Raw genomic sequence first — 15,504 nt, 5'->3', positions numbered from 1 at the left:
TTTTCCCAATGTCCGGTCGATAGGTCAAGAGTTCACACCCCGTTCACACCCGGACGGCCGAATTTCAAACGCGAAGGACTTTCGCAAATCCGTACCTGTCAGTAACGTGCATCACACGATCCCTGCCTGGAAGGAGCTTCGCGTGATGCGGAGAGCCGCCCGATCGCTAGCCGTGGTCACCCTCCTCACCGCGGCCGTCCTCACCGTCCCCGCCGCCGCTCAGGCGCAGGTCAAGACCACCGCGTTCACGCCGGACGACCACTGCCTCGGCCAGTGCCACGACGTGCTGCCGCCCGGTCAGAACGGGAACGCGACGCTCGCCGAGATCCTGGCCCACCAGGCGTTCGGCACCCGGCCGGCGCACTCCGCCGACCAGCTCGGCCGCTACGACTCCCTCGTCTCCGGCTACGGGGGCCTCACCAACGAGCAGCTGGGCACCTTCTTCAACGACGCCTCGTTCGGCGTCCCCGCCGACCAGGTCGAGAGCACGATCAAGCCGCGGGCCGACGTCACGATCGTCCGCGACAAGACCATCGGGATGCCGCACATCTACGGGACCACCCGGTCGGGGACCGAGTTCGGCGCGGGGTACGCCGCCGCGCAGGACCGGCTGTGGCTGATGGACCTGTTCCGCCACCTCGGCCGCGGTCAGCTGTCCGGGTTCGCCGGCGGCGCCGAGGGCAACCGGGCGCTGGAGCAGAGCTTCTACAACCAGATCCCGTACACCGAGGCCGACCTCCAGGCGCAGATCGACCAGTTCGCGTCACATGGTCCGCGCGGCGCGCTGGCGCTGCAGGACGTCAAGGACTACGTCGCCGGCATCAACGCCTACATCACCGCCTCGGTGAACAGCCGGACGTTCCCCGGCGAGTACGTGCTCACCGGGCACGCCGACGCGATCACCAACTGGAACGACATCAAGCCGTTCCAGCTGACCGACCTGGTCGCGATCGCCGCCGTGGTGGGCGGGCTGTTCGGCGCGGGCGGTGGCGGCGAGGTGCAGAACGCGCTGGTGAAGCTGGCCGCGCAGAACCGGTACGGCGCGGCCGACGGCGAGCGGGTGTGGCGGTCGTTCCGCGAGCAGAACGACCCCGAGGCGGTGCTCACCCTGCACGACGGGCAGCGCTTCCCCTACGGGACGACGCCCGCGTCACCCGAGGGCGTGGCGCTGCCGGACGGCGGCGTGGTGACGCCCGAGCCGATGGTCCACGACCAGACGTCCAACGCCCAGTCCACTGTGGACGTCCCGGCTGACCTCAAGGCGGTGGAAGGGCTCTTCGCCGACGGCGTGCTGCCGCGCGACCTGCTCAGCCGCAAGCAGGGCATGTCCAACGCGCTGGCCGTCTCCGGCGCGCACACCGACACGGGCAACCCGATCGCCGTGTGGGGACCGCAGACCGGGTACTTCGCGCCGCAGCTGCTGATGTTGCAGGAGCTGCACGGTCCGGGCCTGCGTGCGCGTGGCGTGTCGTTCGCGGGCGTCTCGATGTACGTGCAGCTCGGCCGTGGCGCGGACTACTCGTGGAGCGCGACGTCCGCCGGGCAGGACATCACCGACACGTACGCCGTCGAGCTGTGCGAGCCGTCCGGCGCCCCGACCGCGTCGTCCCTGCACTACCGGTACCACGGGCAGTGCCTGCCGATGGAGCGGTTGGAGCGCAAGAACTCCTGGAAGCCGACGGTGGCCGACCCGACGCCCGCGGGCTCGTACACGCTCGTCATGCACCGCACGAAGTACGGCCTGGTGCAGAGCCGCGCGAAGGTCGACGGGAAGTTCGTCGCGTACACGTCCCTGCGGTCGACGTACATGCACGAGGTGGACTCGATCATCGGGTTCCAGGAGTTCAACGACCCCGACGCGATCAGGTCGGCGGCGGACTTCCAGCGCGCCGCCGAGCACGTCGGGTACGCGTTCAACTGGTTCTACGTCGACTCCCGCGACACCGCGTACTTCAACTCCGGCGCGAACCCGGTGCGCAAGGCGTCGGTGGACCCGCACCTGCCGGTGAAGGCCGAGGCCGCGTACGAGTGGGAGGGCTGGAACGCCGACCGCAACACGGCGACGTACACGCCGTTCGCGCAGCACCCGAACTCCGTCAACCAGGACTACTACATCAGCTGGAACAACAAGCAGGCGCTGGACTACTCGGCGTCCGGCTACGGCAACGGCTCCGTGCACCGCGGCGACCTGCTGGACGACCGGGTGCGGGCGTTGATCGCGAGCGGTCCCGTCACGCGGGCGTCGTTGACCCGGGTGATGGCCGAGGCGGGCGTGGCCGACCTGCGGGCCGAGCAGGTGCTGCCGGACCTGCTGCGGGTGATCGACACGGCTGCGGTGACCGACCCGGCGCTGGCGTCGGCGGTGGCGAAGCTGCGCGACTGGCAGCGGTCCGGCTCGCTGCGCAAGGAGGCGTCGCGGGGCAGCAAGGCGTACGGGCACTCGGAGGCGATCCGGGTGCTGGACGCGTGGTGGCCGATGCTGGTGGAGGCGCAGTTCAAGCCCGGCCTCGGTGACGCCCTGTACGGCCAGTTGACGCGTGCCGTCCAAGTGGACGAGCCACCGTCGGACGCGCACGGCACCGCGCCGCACAAGGGTTCCTCGTTCCAGCACGGCTGGTGGAGCTATGTCGACAAGGACCTCCGCGCGGTGCTCGGCGATCGTGTGGACGGCCAACTCGGCTCGAAGTACTGCGGTGGCGGTTCGGTCACCGCGTGCCGCCAGGTGCTGCTGGACAGCCTGCGCGCGGCGGCGGCCAAGCCCGCGACCGCCGTGTACCCCGGCGACGCGTCCTGCTCCGCGGGCGACCAGTGGTGCGCGGACACCATCATCCACCGGTCCATGGGCGGCATCACGCACGACAAGGTGAACTGGCAGAACCGGCCGACGTACCAGCAGGTCGTGCAGTTCCCGTCCCGCCGCGGTACGGACCTGACCAACCTCGCGGCCGGCGCCACCGCGACCGCCAGCAGTCACGAGCGCGGCTGGTACCCGTCACCGCCGTCCAACGCGGTCGACGGCAAGCCGGCCACGCGGTGGGCCAGCGACTGGTCCGACCAGCAGTGGTTGCAGGTCGACCTCGGCGCGACGCGCACCGTCGGGCGGGTCGCGCTGTCCTGGGAAGCCGCTTATGCCAGGGCATATCGCATAGAGCTGTCGACCGATGGCAGCGCGTGGCGCACGGTGTATACGACATCCGTGGGTGATGGTGGCCGGGATCTTGCGTCCTTCGCACCCGGTGCGGCACGATTCGTACGAATGACGGGTATCCAACGGGCGACGGGGTACGGATACTCGATTTACGAACTTGAGGTCTACGTCACGTAGACCGGCCTACAGGAAGACCCCGGTCCACCCCCAGGGACCGGGGTCTTCCGCTGTTCCGGGTTCGACCCCCGCGGTTCGGCTTACCGGGGCTGGAACAGGTAGTTGCGCACGCTGTCGTCGATCCGGTCGGTCGGGCGCCACGCGTTCCGGTGCCAGGTGTGCATCCGGTAGCCCCGTTCGGCGAGCCAGTCCTGGACGTCCCGCGCGCGGTAGCCGAAGCGCAGCACGTGCCGTTCCTCGATCTCCAGGAGGAGCTTCGGGCGGAGCCGCTCGATGGTCTCGGAACCGCCTTGCAGCACGCGGAGTTCCGCGCCCTCCACGTCGGCCTTGACGAAGTCCAGCCGGTCGATCGCGTTGGCCGCGCAGAACCGGTCCAGGGTGTCCGTGCGGACCAGGACCTCGAGGTGGTCGGCGAATTCGGCGTTGGACCCCAGGCCGTCCGCGCCGGAGGTGAGGAACGAGCGGCCGGTGACCGGTGTGCCGTGGCGGACCGGGACGCTCATCACGTCCTGGCCCTCGGCGGCGCCGAGCGCGACGGAGTGCCGCACCACGTTGGGCGCCTCGCGCGGGCGGAGCAGGTACGACAGCGTCGGGTGCGCGAACACCAGCGGCTCGACGCTGTGGACAGTCCCATGTGGACCGACGAGTCGCGACAGCGACACGGTGTAGAGGCCGAGCGCGGCGCCGATGTCGACGCACACGTCACCGGGTCGCACGACGTCGCGCAGGCCGATCAGCTCGGGTTCGACGAACGGCGTCAGCCGGGCGAGGACGCGCAACGCGCCAGCCACGGCCGCGCCGCGCACCTCGGTCAGGTTGTGGGTCACGGTGACCAGGTTAGGGACTCGGCCGGATTTCCGGCTGGGTCAGGGGCTTCGCGCCGTTCTGGAGGCCGACCTGGGCGGCGAACTCGGCGGCCACGGTCGAGCCGCCGTAGATGCCGAGGGCCTTGGCCAGGTGCAGGCGGACGTCGGCGCGGTGCCCGTCGTCCAGCCGGGGCAGGGCGCTCTCGAAGGAGGTGACCAGGGTGTCGGCCCAGTGGTGGTCGCGGCGCTGGGAGGCGATGCCGACGAGCTCGGCGAGGTGCCGGCTCAGGGCGACCGCCTGCTCGACCTCGTAGCCGTTGCGGACCAGCCACCAGATCGTGGCGGTGGACAGGTCGGTCAGGACTTCGTCGCGGAGGTACTTGATCTCGGCGCGCTCGGCGTCCCGTTCGGCTTGGCGCATGGTGGTGGTCTGGAGGAGTTCGATGTGCTTGCGGGCCATCTCCAGGTCCGGCTCGTCGACCGTCAGCTCGATCCCGTCCGCGCGGGCCCAGACGTGCGTCCCGTCGACCTGCCGCTCCGCGGCCAGCTCCGCGCCGAGCTGGTGCTGGAGCGGTGCGTGGTGGACGAGCATCGACCGTTCGGTGAGCGCCTTGGCCCGGAGGATGATGTCGTTCACGGCGGCGCTGCGCGGTGCGGCGTGCCGCGAGCCGGAGGTCAGGTCGACCCGCCAGTGGATCGTCAGCCGGGCGTGGAAGTCGAGGCCGTAGACGGCGCTGGGGAGCGGCGTCTCGAGCGGGTGCTGGTGGGCGGTCGGGGCGGGGACGAACGTGTACTGCTCGTCGTGGTCGCGGGTGCGGCGCCGACGCCACCAGGCGGCGAGGGAGCCCAGCGGGCCGGGACGGAAGTCAGGCCAGGGTCTACTGCTCATGGGATGGCTTTCGTCGGAGGGGAGCTTGCCCAGATGTACCCCTCTGTACCTCACTGGACCGATGCGGAACAGATGAGGCGGGCCACTTCCCTCGGACAGCCGATGGGGAAGGGGGCGGCAGATGACCGAAGGTGCACACTCGTACGCCCACCGGGTGACAACCCCACCACCCGAACCCGCACCGGCCACCCGGTAGGCTCCCCCACGCGCCCTCGTAGCTCAGGGGATAGAGCATCGGTTTCCTAAACCGTGTGTCGCAGGTTCGAATCCTGCCGGGGGCACTCACCTTTCGCCGGGTGAATCAGGCCCTGAGCAGCGGCAACGCGCTCAGGGCCTGATCTTTTACGTCAGTCGCCGTCAGCCGGGATCTGCCCTTGTCTGCCACCGTCCACGGACTCATCACGGACTGGTTCTGCACCGCCGACACTGCCCGTACGCCTCGCATCCGCCCTTGCAGGTGGGGCCGGGGCAAGTTCACTCGCTCCGGCCCATCTGTCCCGACTGGCAGTAACTACGTCAACTGCACCGACAAGGCGACGGCGACAATCGCAGCGGCCAGGACCATGATCGCGAACATGGCCCTCAGCCAAGGCGTCCAGGAACTACCGAAGATCGTGGGTCGGAAGAAGTCCAGTACCGCCACCACGATCATAGCCAGTGAACTCGCGTCCTGACTGCTGGCATCCTGCGGGATCAGCGGACTGACAGGTATCGTGCGCATGGGCCGCTCAGCATCCTCGGTGACCTGGGGAGAGTTGGTGATTGGCCCATTTGACCGCCCGTTGCCGCGGGCTTGGTCATTGGGCGGGGTCTCGGAAGGGGCCCCGTCCGCTTTATCGGTCACTGGGCACCGCCAACGGTTCCGACCGCCTGCGTCTTCTCGACCTTCTTCCTCACGGCGGCCCGAGTCCTGCCCTGCAGGACCATCCGGTCGCGTGTGCCAAATGGCGGCACGAGTGCACGGTGGTGGACGGTGCGTCGACCGATCGGATGGCGATGGTCGACGATCTTCTGCACGTGGTGGGTCAGGACCCCTGCCGTGTCAAGCTCACGGTAGCCACGCTCGGCAGTCCGCTCACTGATCCCATACCACTCGGCCATCCGCTCAAGCGCGACGTGGAAAGTAGGTGTGCGTGGACTCTGCGTGTCGTGGAGAAGTACCAGGAACATCGCCTTACCCGGCATAGTGAGTCGCTCGCTTAGCCCGCCGGTCCAGAAGGCGTGGGGGATCACAAAGAAACCCGGCCCGCCCTCACCCGAGTCTTCGCCAGCGCGCGTCCAGGGAGACCTGTCCCCGGTCTCCTTGAGCGGACGCACGATGATGCGTCGCCCTTCGTGCGCCCGCTCAACAAGCCCCATCTCCTCCAAGACGGAGAACGACTTGCCAACCAGGTTTGGGGTGCACGGATTCCCGACGGACAGAAGCCTGGCCCACGTCTTGAGATCCAAGGGCTCGTCACGAGTGATCGGGTAGAGGGCGTGCAGCAGGAGGAACGCGTCGAGCGGACGATGCCGCCGGTTGGTGACGAACTGAGCGAGCAGCGAACTCCGAGGCTCGGAGCCCTCACCGCGTCGCCTCTGTACAAACTCTTTGCGAAGGGGAACGTAGCCACGCCTGGTGGACTTGAGCAGAGAGGCGCGCGTTTCGGCAGGCGTCGGCTCCGGCGCATCCTCGATCCCTGCGAACGGGTCGGTGAGTAGTTTGGTTGCCATGTGACCAAGCTAGACGAACCAGTTCCTAGGAACAAACGAACCGGCCCGCTAAACATGCTCTGCCAGGTGCCAGTATGGAACGCCGATGGTAGACCGTCTGGGCGACCCATCTGGGACACCGATGGGACACCACTCAACTTGCTGGCCGCCGGACGCGCACCCCAGGGCTTTCAGTCCTGAGGTGCGCGTGACCGGGCAACTTTTCGTCGCTTTCTCGGGCGCGCGAGTCTGCGGACGGCACCTCGGTACGCAGAGGGACGCCAAAGCTCTGCCCCGGTGTGCCGCCCATCAGCACGTAAGTTCGAGGTCACTCGTTGTCGATCACTCCTCGAACAGACCCTCGATCGTCTTGTTCACGGTCTCCCGCTGCCCGTCGATGCACTTGGCGTAGACCTTCAGGAGGACGTCCACCGAGTGACCGGCACGCTCAGCCACCTCCGGAGCCGGAACGCCCCCGTTCAGCCAGAGCGAGACTGCGGCGTGCCGAAGGTCGTACGGCCGCCCAGCCAGCGGAGAGGCGACCTGAGCGGGCGTGAGGGCGTACTGGCGGGCCTCCTCCCACACTCGGTAGTAGGTAGACGACGACACGACCCCTCCGCCGGGCGAGCGGAACAGCCGACCATCCGGCCCGGTCCCGAACCGGTCGAGGTGTTCACGGAGCGCGGTGACCAGGACCGGAGGGATGGGAACCGGCCGCACCTCTCTCCGCCCCCGGTGCTTGAGCCCGCGCCGGTCGTGGACCTCCCCGGAGTCCGTCCACCGCTTTCCCGCCGCAGGCCGCGACTCACCGAGCATCAGGAGGCCCCAGCCCTCCTCGGACAGGGTGCAGTCGTCCTCACGGAGCGCCAGGCCCTCAGCGGGCCGAGCAGCGGCGTAGTAGCCGGTGGCGAAGAACGCCGCCAAGTGCGCGCCCCGCTCCTGATTTCGCCGGCCGACGTACGTCACCGCCGTCAGCAGCTTGCCCACCTGGCCAGGGTTGGCGACCACACGCGGGTCAACCTGCTCGACCACCTTCGCGACCTTGCGCTTCACCCTGGTCAGCGGGTTGTCAGGAATCAGCTCCCGCTCGACCGCATAGGCGAGCAGGTTGAACAGCACCGCCCGTTTCCGCTGATAGACCGTGGCAGCCGCCGCCTTGCCGTCGAGCTTGGAGGCAAGTGCATCCAGGAGCCCTCGAACAGCGACGGCGTCCGTGACGTCGTACAACGGGCGCGAGTTCCGCACAAGCCAGTCCACGACCTCCCGATCATCGGCCGACAGATCCGCGTCACGAGTAGTCGGGGGCAGCAGGTTCCGCGTCAGCACACCCCGCAGCTCCGCCACCTCCGGCCGACCGACCCCGTCCCGCACGAACATCGCGCCGGCAGTCGCCAGAGCCTCCACCGTGCTCCCCCGAGTCGTCGCGGCAGCGTCCGCCCACTTCATGTCCATGTAGGACTGGCAGAACTCCAGAAACGACAACGAGTTCCGCCGCCGAATCTCCGCCACCGGCAACCCGGTCTCCACATCGAACGGCTCACCGTTGCGCGCCGCCTGGCTCAGCTCGGAGAGCCGACTCGTAGCCAACGCCTTGGTCGCGTACCACTCCGAGTGCTCACGCTTGTCCGTCAGCCACCGGACCGGGTACGGCCGCTTCCGCCCCGCCCGTTTCTTGATCTCCCAGAACTTGACCTTGAACGTGGTGGTCATGCCACCGCCCTGTAGAGGTCGTCGAGCCAGGCGAGGAAGTCCACCCGCTTGCACCGCAGCTCACCATTGGGCAGCGTGAAGCACCGAGGCCCCTTCCCCGTCTGTCGCCACTTGTAGAACGTGTCCCGCGAGACCTCCCCGCCCAGGGCCTCCAGCATCTCCGGAACAGACATCAACTGAGCCAGCTCACGCACCTTGCCACTCATGCCCGAACCCCCGTTTACGCAGCTTGAGACGTTGCCGAACGATTTGGCGGACTGGCCGAGGCGAGCAGCGCCGCCGTGTACTCGGCCTTCCATCGACGCCGCTCCGCAACCGCCCGCAACAGCAGGTGAGGTCTTGGGGGCACGTTCGGGTCACCGGGCTGCACGTTGTTCCAGACGACCCGTTTCGGCTGGTCGTCCCCGGTGACCCCCACGTCGGCGAGCAGTTGCCGAACGAATTCCTTGCGGTCGTGCTTGTGGTCGGCGAGCGACTTCCCGGACCACTTCCGTGACACCAGCACCCGCCGTCCGGCGACGCCGAGGGTTGAGCGCTTGTGCGCCTTGCCCTTGCACCGGCCGGGTTCCATCGACAGCCGAGCGCCCTTGGGTTGCACGCCGTAGAGCAGCCACACCGGGCACTGCGGTGAGCAGGGCGTGACGGCCAGCTCGGCGCCGAGGCGTTCGGCGTGGTCCTCCTGGCGGCTGGTTCGGGCGTCGAAGCACTCACCGATGCTCTTGGTCAGGTACTTCGTCAGGTAGCCGATATGGCGTCCGGCCTCCTCCGTGCCGCCGAGGATGCCCTTGGAGTGCACCTGCACCCCGAACCGCGCCACGTGCGCCGGACGCTCCACCTGATCGAGCGCTTCCTCCCACGTCGGCAGCGGTTCACGGGTAACCGGATCAACGAACCCCTTCGCCCGCGAATCCCAGACCGGCCGGTTGTCGCCGCTGTACTTGATCTCGTCGTGGTTGGGCCACCAGACCTGGTGGTAGGTGGCCTCCGCGACCGCCCGCAGCTCCGCCCGCGAGATCGAACCCCGCACAGCCGCGTGCCAGTGCGGCGCCAGGCGTCGCTGAGGCTCAACGGTGGAGAAGTACTGCACATCCCAGCCGACACAGCGCCGCAGGTTCTGCACGAATCTGTCCAGCAGGGCCGCGAAGTGCACCGCGTCCCGAGCCGCACGTCGGTAGTCGTACTTGGCTGGGTCAATCGGCGTGCCGTCGCTGCGCACCTTGCCGTAGCTGTCGAGCGTCAGCGTGAGGAAGGTCGAGGGCTGGTACTTGCCGCCGAAGACCCGGCCGACCGTGCGCTTCTGGACCGGCCGCCGAGGCAGGTTCGGCGCATCCTGCCGCCGCCTGGTCGACCGCTTGCGCACCGCCCGAGCCCGCACCTCAAGCGCCGGGAGTGCACCGCAGATTCCCAGTTGCCGAAGTTCGGCGTCAACCCCGGCGACCTCCTCCCGTACCTCTGCCGCCCCGATCTCGTCGTCCTCTTCGACGGCCTGGCGGTACGCCTTGACCAGATCCGCCCGGTACGCGGTCAGCGCCCGCTGATCGTCGCTGGGAGCGTTCGGGGTGAAGTCGGGTTCCTCGGTCAGGTGCCATCCCTCTCGGCACTGCGCCATCCGCAACCGCCGGTTCTTCTCCGCGCAGGTAGGGCACACACTGGCCACGGTCGAGCCGCACGGCACGGGCACGATCTCCACTCGTCCGGTGTCCAGGTCGATTCGCTCCTTGGCCAGCGGCCGGACACAGACGCCGTGCTCCTCGGCCACGGCCCGAGCCACGTCGAGCGCCGCCGGCTGCTTCATCCGGTCGGCACGAGTCAGGTACTCGCTCACGCCGCCACCTCCCCCGTGCCATCCGGCCGAGTCGGAAAGTCGTGCACCGTGGCGTCGGCCAGGTAGACGCCCAAGTCGACCAAGTCCGCATCGGTGACGTGGAAGGCCCGGGCCCGCTCCGGCTCCCGCTGCCCGTCCTGCTTGACCCAGGCCACGCCGGGTGTGTTCTCGCTGATCTCGTGAGCCGCCGCGCCGCGTTGCCGGACACCGTCGCCCAGGACCATGTCCACCTGTTGCGGTTCGTCCAGCCTCAACGCCAGCGGGTGCTGAACAGGTGCCGAAAGGAGACGACCTCCTTACGCGGGTCCTGCACCAGACCGACCACCGCGTAGCCAGGAGCACGGCCCTGTGAGGTGATGGTCTGGATAGCCCGCACCGCTCGTTCCCGGAGCTGCTTGTCCGGTTGGTAGGCGACCAGGTCCGCCAGCTCATCGACCACCAAGACCGTGAACGGCTCACCCGTCGACCGCGCCCACAGCCGCCGCACACCCCGGTAGCGAGTCGCACGCTCCTTGACCGCCGATGCGATTTCCTCAAGCAGCGCAACAGCTTCCGGCCCGTTGTCGTAGACAACCCGATCGAAGGCATCCGGACACTGGCCCAGTTCCATCCCGCCCTTCGGGTCGATCCCCACAAGCCGCACCAAGCCCGCCCGGACCGCCGGCGCGAGCTGCCACACCAGCGACCACAACACCGAGCCCTTACCCGCACCGGGCACACCGACCACCAGGACTTGCGATCCCAGCAACCGCAGTCGCCACGGCTTACCGGTCTCCGTCCGCCCGACGACCACGCGCTTCAGATCGACCTCAACGTCAGCCAGCACAGGCACCGGCAGCGGACGTGCCAGCGGGTCACGGTGGACGAAGTCCAGTTCGATCACCCGAGGCCGCAGCACCCGCACCCGACACGACCGAGCTCCGAACGAGTGCGCCAGCCCGTCCCGCCGCAGCTCCCACGCCTCCGGTGCCTGCGCAGGCACCATCCGCACCCGAACCCGATCCCGCCACCCCTCCGACCGCACCCGACGCAGTCGAGGCCGGTACTCACGGCCCCGATCCCGCTTGGCCAGGTCCGCCAGGCGCACGACGGCCCGCCACTTCGGCACGTAGACCGTGGCCCGCCGCCACTCGGTGACCAGCCGGTACCAGCAGTGCCGCAGGAACGACGCCCGGTCGTACCCGGCCCAGACCGTCAGAGCCGCCACCAGCGACAACAGCGCCAGCACCAGTGGCGACAGCCCGAACCGCCACCAGCACCAGACCGCCGACACCGGCACCACCGTCACGACCGGGTAGCGCACGACGACGAGCACCAGGCGCACGATCCCGACCACCACCAGCCACACCAGCGCCACCAGGAACGCGATCCACCTCAACCTGCCCGGCACCAGGACCCACCACGGCACGCGAGGTCGAGCGCCCTCGAACGGAGCCGGGTCAACCCACCTGCCGCCGCTCATCGGGCACCGCCGAAGTCCAAGTCCAGCGCCCCAACACAGCGGTTGCACTCGCTCTGTCCCGACAGCAGCCGCGTGAACCTGCGACAGGTCGCGCAGCGCGTCCGGGTGACCCTCTCTGGCGCGTGTTTGCGCCCATGCCTTACCGTCATCGTTGTTCACTCCCACGCGGTGTGGACAACGCAGGAGCGGCGAGGTTGGTAGCCCGGTACCGCTCCTGCGTCTTACGGAAAGCGTTGCGCCGCAACAGGATGTGCGGCATCGCCACATGACCCACAGCGGATCACGCGGTTTGTCCAAACAGGACTTCAGTCAGCTATCACCCCGCCTCCGTGCCGCTCCTGCGGGTGTAGGCGTCGGCCGCGCCGAAGATCACGCCCGAGGTGTCGGTGAGCCGCAGCGGCAGCGACCGGGGCATGTGCCGCGCCGGGATGCCCGCGTACAACGCCAGGCCGTCCAACGCCCGCACGTGCTCAGGCAGCTCCACCCGCAACAACAGATCGAAGGGGTCCAACTCCTCCCGGTGCCGAGCCGCCGCGCCCGCCAACAGCTCCAGCAGCGGCACACCCGTGACCTCGGCATACATCTCCAACGCCGCCGGACTTGGCCCCCGCGTCCCATGCTCGATCTTGGAGAACATCGCCACCGACATCCCGAACCGCTCGGCCATGTCCACCGTCGACACGCCCCGCTCACGACGCAACTGCCGCAGATGCCCGCCCAACACCTGGTAGTACACCGAGCGCCGTGCCGGTTGACGTGCGGCTTTACCCTCCGCAGTCACCGCCGCCCCCCAGGCGTCCACAACCGCGGAGCAACCCCGCGCACCAATCGCGGAGCAGTCCTCTCCCCCGGTGCCGGAAGCCCGATCAGCCCGTCGACCACCTCAGCCAGATCCCCGGTCCGTTCCCACGTCAACGCGGGCGGATCACCACCGGTCGACCGCAGCCCCATCGCATCAGTGGCCGAGCGGACCCGGAGGCAGTCCATCCACCCGTCAGGCCACGCCCGGAACGCGTCCACCTGCTTGACGCCCTCCGCGTCCCGGTGGTGGATGAACGACCACCCCGCCGCCTCCAGTTCGACCAGGCGGCCAAGCTCCGGGTAGCGCGCCACGATCAGGGCGACGTTGCCGCCCACCTGCGGCAGGGCCATCGACTCAACCCTCCCCGGTGGCGTCATCACCGACCTCCTCAACCAGCACATGCCGCCCCGCCTTCGGAGGGGCCACCTGCTCCAGAGCCGCCTGCCCCTCGGTGAGGCCACGCACCAGACGCGGAAGCGCCGCGTGGTCCACCAACAGCACGGCCGGGAAGGCGTTGCCAAACCGGACCTCCACCCGCCCAGCGAACACCAGCGGTTCGACCCGCATCGGCAGGTCAGCGGTCACGTGAAGACGCACCATGTCCGCCACCGGGGTCACGCGGCCTTAGAGGCGGGCTTGGCGACGACCGGCTTCATCCCGGACGCGCGCAGGCTGTACCCGAGCTTCGCCCGGCACCGGTGCCGCTCACCCCCGTGGCTCCCCCGGCACGCCTTGTCATCGATCCACGGCGTCACCGTCAACCCCTCGAACACCACCGGCCGAACATCCGTCCCCGGAATCGCCTCCGGAGGCACCGGCTGGTGAGGAGCAGCGATCTTCACCGTGACCGCCGCATCGGTCTTCCGCTCGGCCGCCTGGTCGATCACCAGGACCGACCACACCAGCAACCCGGTCTCCTTGTCCGTCTCCTGCTGAACCGGCAGGCCCTTCGCCCGCTCCTCGGCGGACTGGAACTTGAGCACCGGCTCAACGCCCATCACCAACGCACCGCGCGGGAACACGAAGTCGTGCGACGTGGGGAGCCTGCTCCCACCCGTGATCGCCATAGCCGTTCTCCTGTCGTCAGCGTCGGCCGGACCTGCTGTCCGGCATCTCGACACCAACCACTTTCGGCAGAAATGCGGGACGGCAGCACCGCATAGCGGGACAACTACAGACGTCCTTGCTACCTTGAAGGCGTCCCAACTCGTTCCACAGGGGGAGCCATGCCGAACCAACGCCTACGAGACTCGTTGCTACGCAACGGTTTCGACCTCATCCAGGTGGCCAAAGCCACCGGCGTGGACCCCAAGACGGTTGAACGCTGGATCAACCTCGACCGCACCCCGTACCCCCGGCACCGGCGCACCATCGCCGCCATGGTCCGGGAGGCCGAGACCTACCTCTGGCCCAACGCCCTCGCCCCGGATGCCAAGAAGGAGATCACCCAATCCGAGGTCGTGCAGGTCTACCCGCACCGCCACTCCATCCCCCAGGAGCAGTGGACCTACCTGGTCGACCAGGCCCGCATGAACATCTCGATCCTGATCTACTCGGGCATGTTCCTCACCGACAACCCGAACCTGATCAAGACCTTCCGCCAGAAGGCCGAGGCAGGCGTCAAGATCCGCCTACTCCTCGGCGACCCAGCCAGCCGCGAGGTAGCCCGCCGCAGCGAGGAAGAGGGCATCGGCAAGGGCACCCTCGCCGCCAAAGTCCGCAACGCCCTCGCGTTCTTCAAGCCACTGGCCGACACCGGCCACGCCGAAGTCAGGTGCCACCGCACCACGCTCTACAACTCGATCTACCGCTTCGACGACGAGATGCTGGTCAACACCCACGTACACGGCTTCATGGCAGCTCACGCCCCGGTCCTGCACCTGCGCCGCCTCTCCGGAGGCGACCTCTTCGAGACCTACGCGGAGAGCTTCCAGGGCGTCTGGGACGACGCCAAGCCACCCAAGTGGTAGGCAGGGACACATGGCGCGCACCGACCACTACAACGACCCCAACGCCCCCAAGGCAACCAACATCGTCGTAGCCGTGACCGCGTTCGTCCAAGACGACCAAGGCCGCCTACTGATGATCCGCCGCACCGACAACGACCTCTACTCCATCCCCGGCGGAGCCCAGGACGTAGGCGAGACCATCGGCCACACCGTCATCCGCGAGGTCAAGGAAGAGACCGGCTTCGATGTCGAACCGACCGATGTCATCGGCATCTACTCGGACCCGGCCCACGTCATCTCCTACACGGACGGCGAAGTCCGCCAAGAATTCTCCATCTGCTTCCGCGCTCAACCCATCGGAGGCGAGCTGCGCACAAGCAACGAATCCAGCGAAGTCCACTGGGTAGCCCGCGAAGACCTCCAAGCCCTCAACATCCACCCATCAATCCGCCTCCGGATCGAACACGGCTTCGCACCGCGGACCACCCCCTACTTCGCCAAGTGACCCAACCCAGCCACCCGCAACCGTTCCTCAGTCCGCTCAACAGCGCCTACTAGCTCTGGCACGGCTTGCCGGATGAAGGTCGTAACCACATCATGCGGCCCATACCGTCTCTCGATCTCCACGATCCGGTCATGCACGTTGGTTGGCCTACCGTCCGGTGTCGTCGTCATGTCAGCCCACCAGAGAGCATCTCGGAGCTCGGTCTTCTCGTCGTTCCAAGCTGCCAGCTCAACGGACAGGCACCGTAGCTCCGCCTCCATACGGGCACACGAGTGATGAGCGACAAGGGCGCAAAGACGTTCGGGCAGACCCTGGGTTTGCAGGTAGCGAGCACCGTCTAAGGGATGGAAACCGGTCAAGGCGACGTTAGGCGCGTAGCCGATGTCGTGGAGTAGTGCAGCGGCCACCAGAAGTACACCTTCGGGCGGTGCCAGCATCGGGGCTGCTTGTGAAGCGCGCGCTCCGACGCCCTGCACATGCAGCCAGCGGCGCGGCGAGGAGCCGCCTAGCGTGTCCCACGCGAGGTTCCACGCCATGGT

Annotated in this window: 17 protein-coding genes and 1 tRNA gene; 4 read left to right on the top strand and 14 right to left on the bottom strand. The window is 68.2% G+C overall.

The genetic code is table 11. The annotated features are described in order from the left end of the window. The first annotated feature begins 145 nt into the window (after positions 1-145). Positions 146-3,325, top strand: a complete 3,180-nt coding sequence (locus OQ02_RS25830) for a penicillin acylase family protein (RefSeq protein ID WP_033441316.1) — start codon at positions 146-148, stop codon at positions 3,323-3,325. Positions 3,326-3,405: 80 nt separating this feature from the next. Here OQ02_RS25830 and OQ02_RS25825 read toward each other — a convergent pair whose 3' ends face one another. Both OQ02_RS25825 and OQ02_RS25820 read right to left on the bottom strand, forming a co-directional pair. Further along, positions 3,406-4,152 carry an FkbM family methyltransferase gene (locus OQ02_RS25825; RefSeq protein WP_033441165.1) on the bottom strand — a complete coding sequence of 249 codons (747 nt, stop codon included), beginning with the start codon at positions 4,150-4,152 and terminating at the stop codon, positions 3,406-3,408. A 10-nt stretch (positions 4,153-4,162) separates the two neighbouring features. Next, positions 4,163-5,020 (bottom strand): hypothetical protein, encoded by an 858-nt coding sequence (locus tag OQ02_RS25820; RefSeq protein WP_051772810.1) that lies wholly within the window; start codon positions 5,018-5,020, stop codon positions 4,163-4,165. A gap of 208 nt (positions 5,021-5,228) precedes the next feature. Between OQ02_RS25820 and OQ02_RS25815 the strand changes: the two genes are divergently transcribed. After that, positions 5,229-5,301, top strand: a tRNA-Arg gene (locus OQ02_RS25815). Positions 5,302-5,531: 230 nt separating this feature from the next. Here OQ02_RS25815 and OQ02_RS25810 read toward each other — a convergent pair. From OQ02_RS25810 to OQ02_RS25765, 11 genes are all read right to left on the bottom strand, one after another. Then, positions 5,532-5,741, bottom strand: a complete 210-nt coding sequence (locus OQ02_RS25810; RefSeq protein WP_033441164.1) for a hypothetical protein — start codon at positions 5,739-5,741, stop codon at positions 5,532-5,534. A 119-nt stretch (positions 5,742-5,860) separates the two neighbouring features. After that, complete coding sequence (locus tag OQ02_RS25805) at positions 5,861-6,733, bottom strand: hypothetical protein (protein ID WP_051772809.1); 873 nt, start codon at positions 6,731-6,733, stop codon at positions 5,861-5,863. A 321-nt stretch (positions 6,734-7,054) separates the two neighbouring features. Next, positions 7,055-8,422, bottom strand: a complete 1,368-nt coding sequence (locus tag OQ02_RS46055) for a tyrosine-type recombinase/integrase (protein WP_033441163.1) — start codon at positions 8,420-8,422, stop codon at positions 7,055-7,057. Continuing rightward, positions 8,419-8,595, bottom strand: coding sequence for a helix-turn-helix transcriptional regulator (locus tag OQ02_RS25795; protein WP_197043495.1), 177 nt, complete (start codon positions 8,593-8,595; stop codon positions 8,419-8,421). Before OQ02_RS25795 ends, OQ02_RS46055 begins: the two co-directional genes overlap by 4 nt. A 47-nt stretch (positions 8,596-8,642) precedes the next feature. Further along, complete coding sequence (locus tag OQ02_RS25790; RefSeq protein ID WP_051772824.1) at positions 8,643-10,217, bottom strand: replication initiator; 1,575 nt, start codon at positions 10,215-10,217, stop codon at positions 8,643-8,645. 26 nt (positions 10,218-10,243) lie between these two features. Continuing rightward, positions 10,244-10,501, bottom strand: a complete 258-nt coding sequence (locus OQ02_RS46050) for a hypothetical protein (RefSeq protein ID WP_231500228.1) — start codon at positions 10,499-10,501, stop codon at positions 10,244-10,246. Beyond that, positions 10,498-11,637: an FtsK/SpoIIIE domain-containing protein gene (locus tag OQ02_RS40245; RefSeq protein WP_231500227.1), complete on the bottom strand. Its 1,140-nt coding sequence runs from the start codon at positions 11,635-11,637 to the stop codon at positions 10,498-10,500. Before OQ02_RS40245 ends, OQ02_RS46050 begins: the two co-directional genes overlap by 4 nt. Before the next feature lie 388 nt (positions 11,638-12,025). Continuing rightward, positions 12,026-12,490 carry a helix-turn-helix domain-containing protein gene (locus OQ02_RS25780; RefSeq protein WP_197043494.1) on the bottom strand — a complete coding sequence of 155 codons (465 nt, stop codon included), beginning with the start codon at positions 12,488-12,490 and terminating at the stop codon, positions 12,026-12,028. Beyond that, a complete protein-coding gene (locus tag OQ02_RS25775; protein WP_051772823.1) occupies positions 12,487-12,861 on the bottom strand; it encodes a hypothetical protein in 375 nt (124 codons plus the stop codon). The genes OQ02_RS25780 and OQ02_RS25775 overlap by 4 nt, the downstream gene beginning before the upstream one ends. Before the next feature lie 4 nt (positions 12,862-12,865). Then, entirely contained in the window at positions 12,866-13,096 is a 231-nt protein-coding gene (locus OQ02_RS25770; protein WP_197043493.1) for a hypothetical protein, read from the bottom strand. Positions 13,097-13,125: 29 nt separating this feature from the next. Beyond that, complete coding sequence (locus OQ02_RS25765; RefSeq protein ID WP_033441159.1) at positions 13,126-13,578, bottom strand: hypothetical protein; 453 nt, start codon at positions 13,576-13,578, stop codon at positions 13,126-13,128. Between the two features lie 159 nt (positions 13,579-13,737). Between OQ02_RS25765 and OQ02_RS25760 the strand changes: the two genes are divergently transcribed. Further along, positions 13,738-14,481: a DUF5919 domain-containing protein gene (locus OQ02_RS25760; protein ID WP_033441158.1), complete on the top strand. Its 744-nt coding sequence runs from the start codon at positions 13,738-13,740 to the stop codon at positions 14,479-14,481. Positions 14,482-14,491: 10 nt separating this feature from the next. Beyond that, positions 14,492-14,965: an NUDIX hydrolase gene (locus tag OQ02_RS25755; protein WP_033441157.1), complete on the top strand. Its 474-nt coding sequence runs from the start codon at positions 14,492-14,494 to the stop codon at positions 14,963-14,965. Here the strand turns inward: OQ02_RS25755 and OQ02_RS42725 are convergent. After that, the gene (locus tag OQ02_RS42725) at positions 14,950-15,501 is read right to left on the bottom strand and encodes an HD domain-containing protein (protein WP_081915962.1); all 552 of its coding nucleotides are present in this window, start codon (positions 15,499-15,501) and stop codon (positions 14,950-14,952) included. The two genes, OQ02_RS25755 and OQ02_RS42725, sit on opposite strands and share 16 nt — an antisense overlap. Positions 15,502-15,504: the final 3 nt, after the last annotated feature.

Source organism: Saccharothrix sp. NRRL B-16314, assembly GCF_000716595.1.
In the GTDB taxonomy this organism is placed as follows: Bacteria; Actinomycetota; Actinomycetes; order Mycobacteriales; family Pseudonocardiaceae; genus Actinosynnema.
Note: the sequence above shows the minus strand (reverse complement) of the source record. Positions and strands in the feature narration are given on the sequence as shown.

What these genes read in the sequence shown, in the direction of transcription:
- OQ02_RS25830 (WP_033441316.1), top strand. Translation starts at nt 146, where the DNA reads ATGCGGAGAGCCGCCCGATCGCTAGCCGTGGTCACCCTCCTCACCGCG.
- OQ02_RS25820 (WP_051772810.1), bottom strand. Translation starts at nt 5,020, where the DNA reads ATGAGCAGTAGACCCTGGCCTGACTTCCGTCCCGGCCCGCTGGGCTCC.
- OQ02_RS25810 (WP_033441164.1), bottom strand. Translation starts at nt 5,741, where the DNA reads ATGCGCACGATACCTGTCAGTCCGCTGATCCCGCAGGATGCCAGCAGT.
- OQ02_RS25805 (WP_051772809.1), bottom strand. Translation starts at nt 6,733, where the DNA reads ATGGCAACCAAACTACTCACCGACCCGTTCGCAGGGATCGAGGATGCG.
- OQ02_RS46055 (WP_033441163.1), bottom strand. Translation starts at nt 8,422, where the DNA reads ATGACCACCACGTTCAAGGTCAAGTTCTGGGAGATCAAGAAACGGGCG.
- OQ02_RS25795 (WP_197043495.1), bottom strand. Translation starts at nt 8,595, where the DNA reads ATGTCTGTTCCGGAGATGCTGGAGGCCCTGGGCGGGGAGGTCTCGCGG.
- OQ02_RS25790 (WP_051772824.1), bottom strand. Translation starts at nt 10,217, where the DNA reads ATGAAGCAGCCGGCGGCGCTCGACGTGGCTCGGGCCGTGGCCGAGGAG.
- OQ02_RS25775 (WP_051772823.1), bottom strand. Translation starts at nt 12,861, where the DNA reads ATGGCCCTGCCGCAGGTGGGCGGCAACGTCGCCCTGATCGTGGCGCGC.
- OQ02_RS25765 (WP_033441159.1), bottom strand. Translation starts at nt 13,578, where the DNA reads ATGGCGATCACGGGTGGGAGCAGGCTCCCCACGTCGCACGACTTCGTG.
- OQ02_RS25760 (WP_033441158.1), top strand. Translation starts at nt 13,738, where the DNA reads ATGCCGAACCAACGCCTACGAGACTCGTTGCTACGCAACGGTTTCGAC.
- OQ02_RS25755 (WP_033441157.1), top strand. Translation starts at nt 14,492, where the DNA reads ATGGCGCGCACCGACCACTACAACGACCCCAACGCCCCCAAGGCAACC.
- OQ02_RS42725 (WP_081915962.1), bottom strand. Translation starts at nt 15,501, where the DNA reads ATGGCGTGGAACCTCGCGTGGGACACGCTAGGCGGCTCCTCGCCGCGC.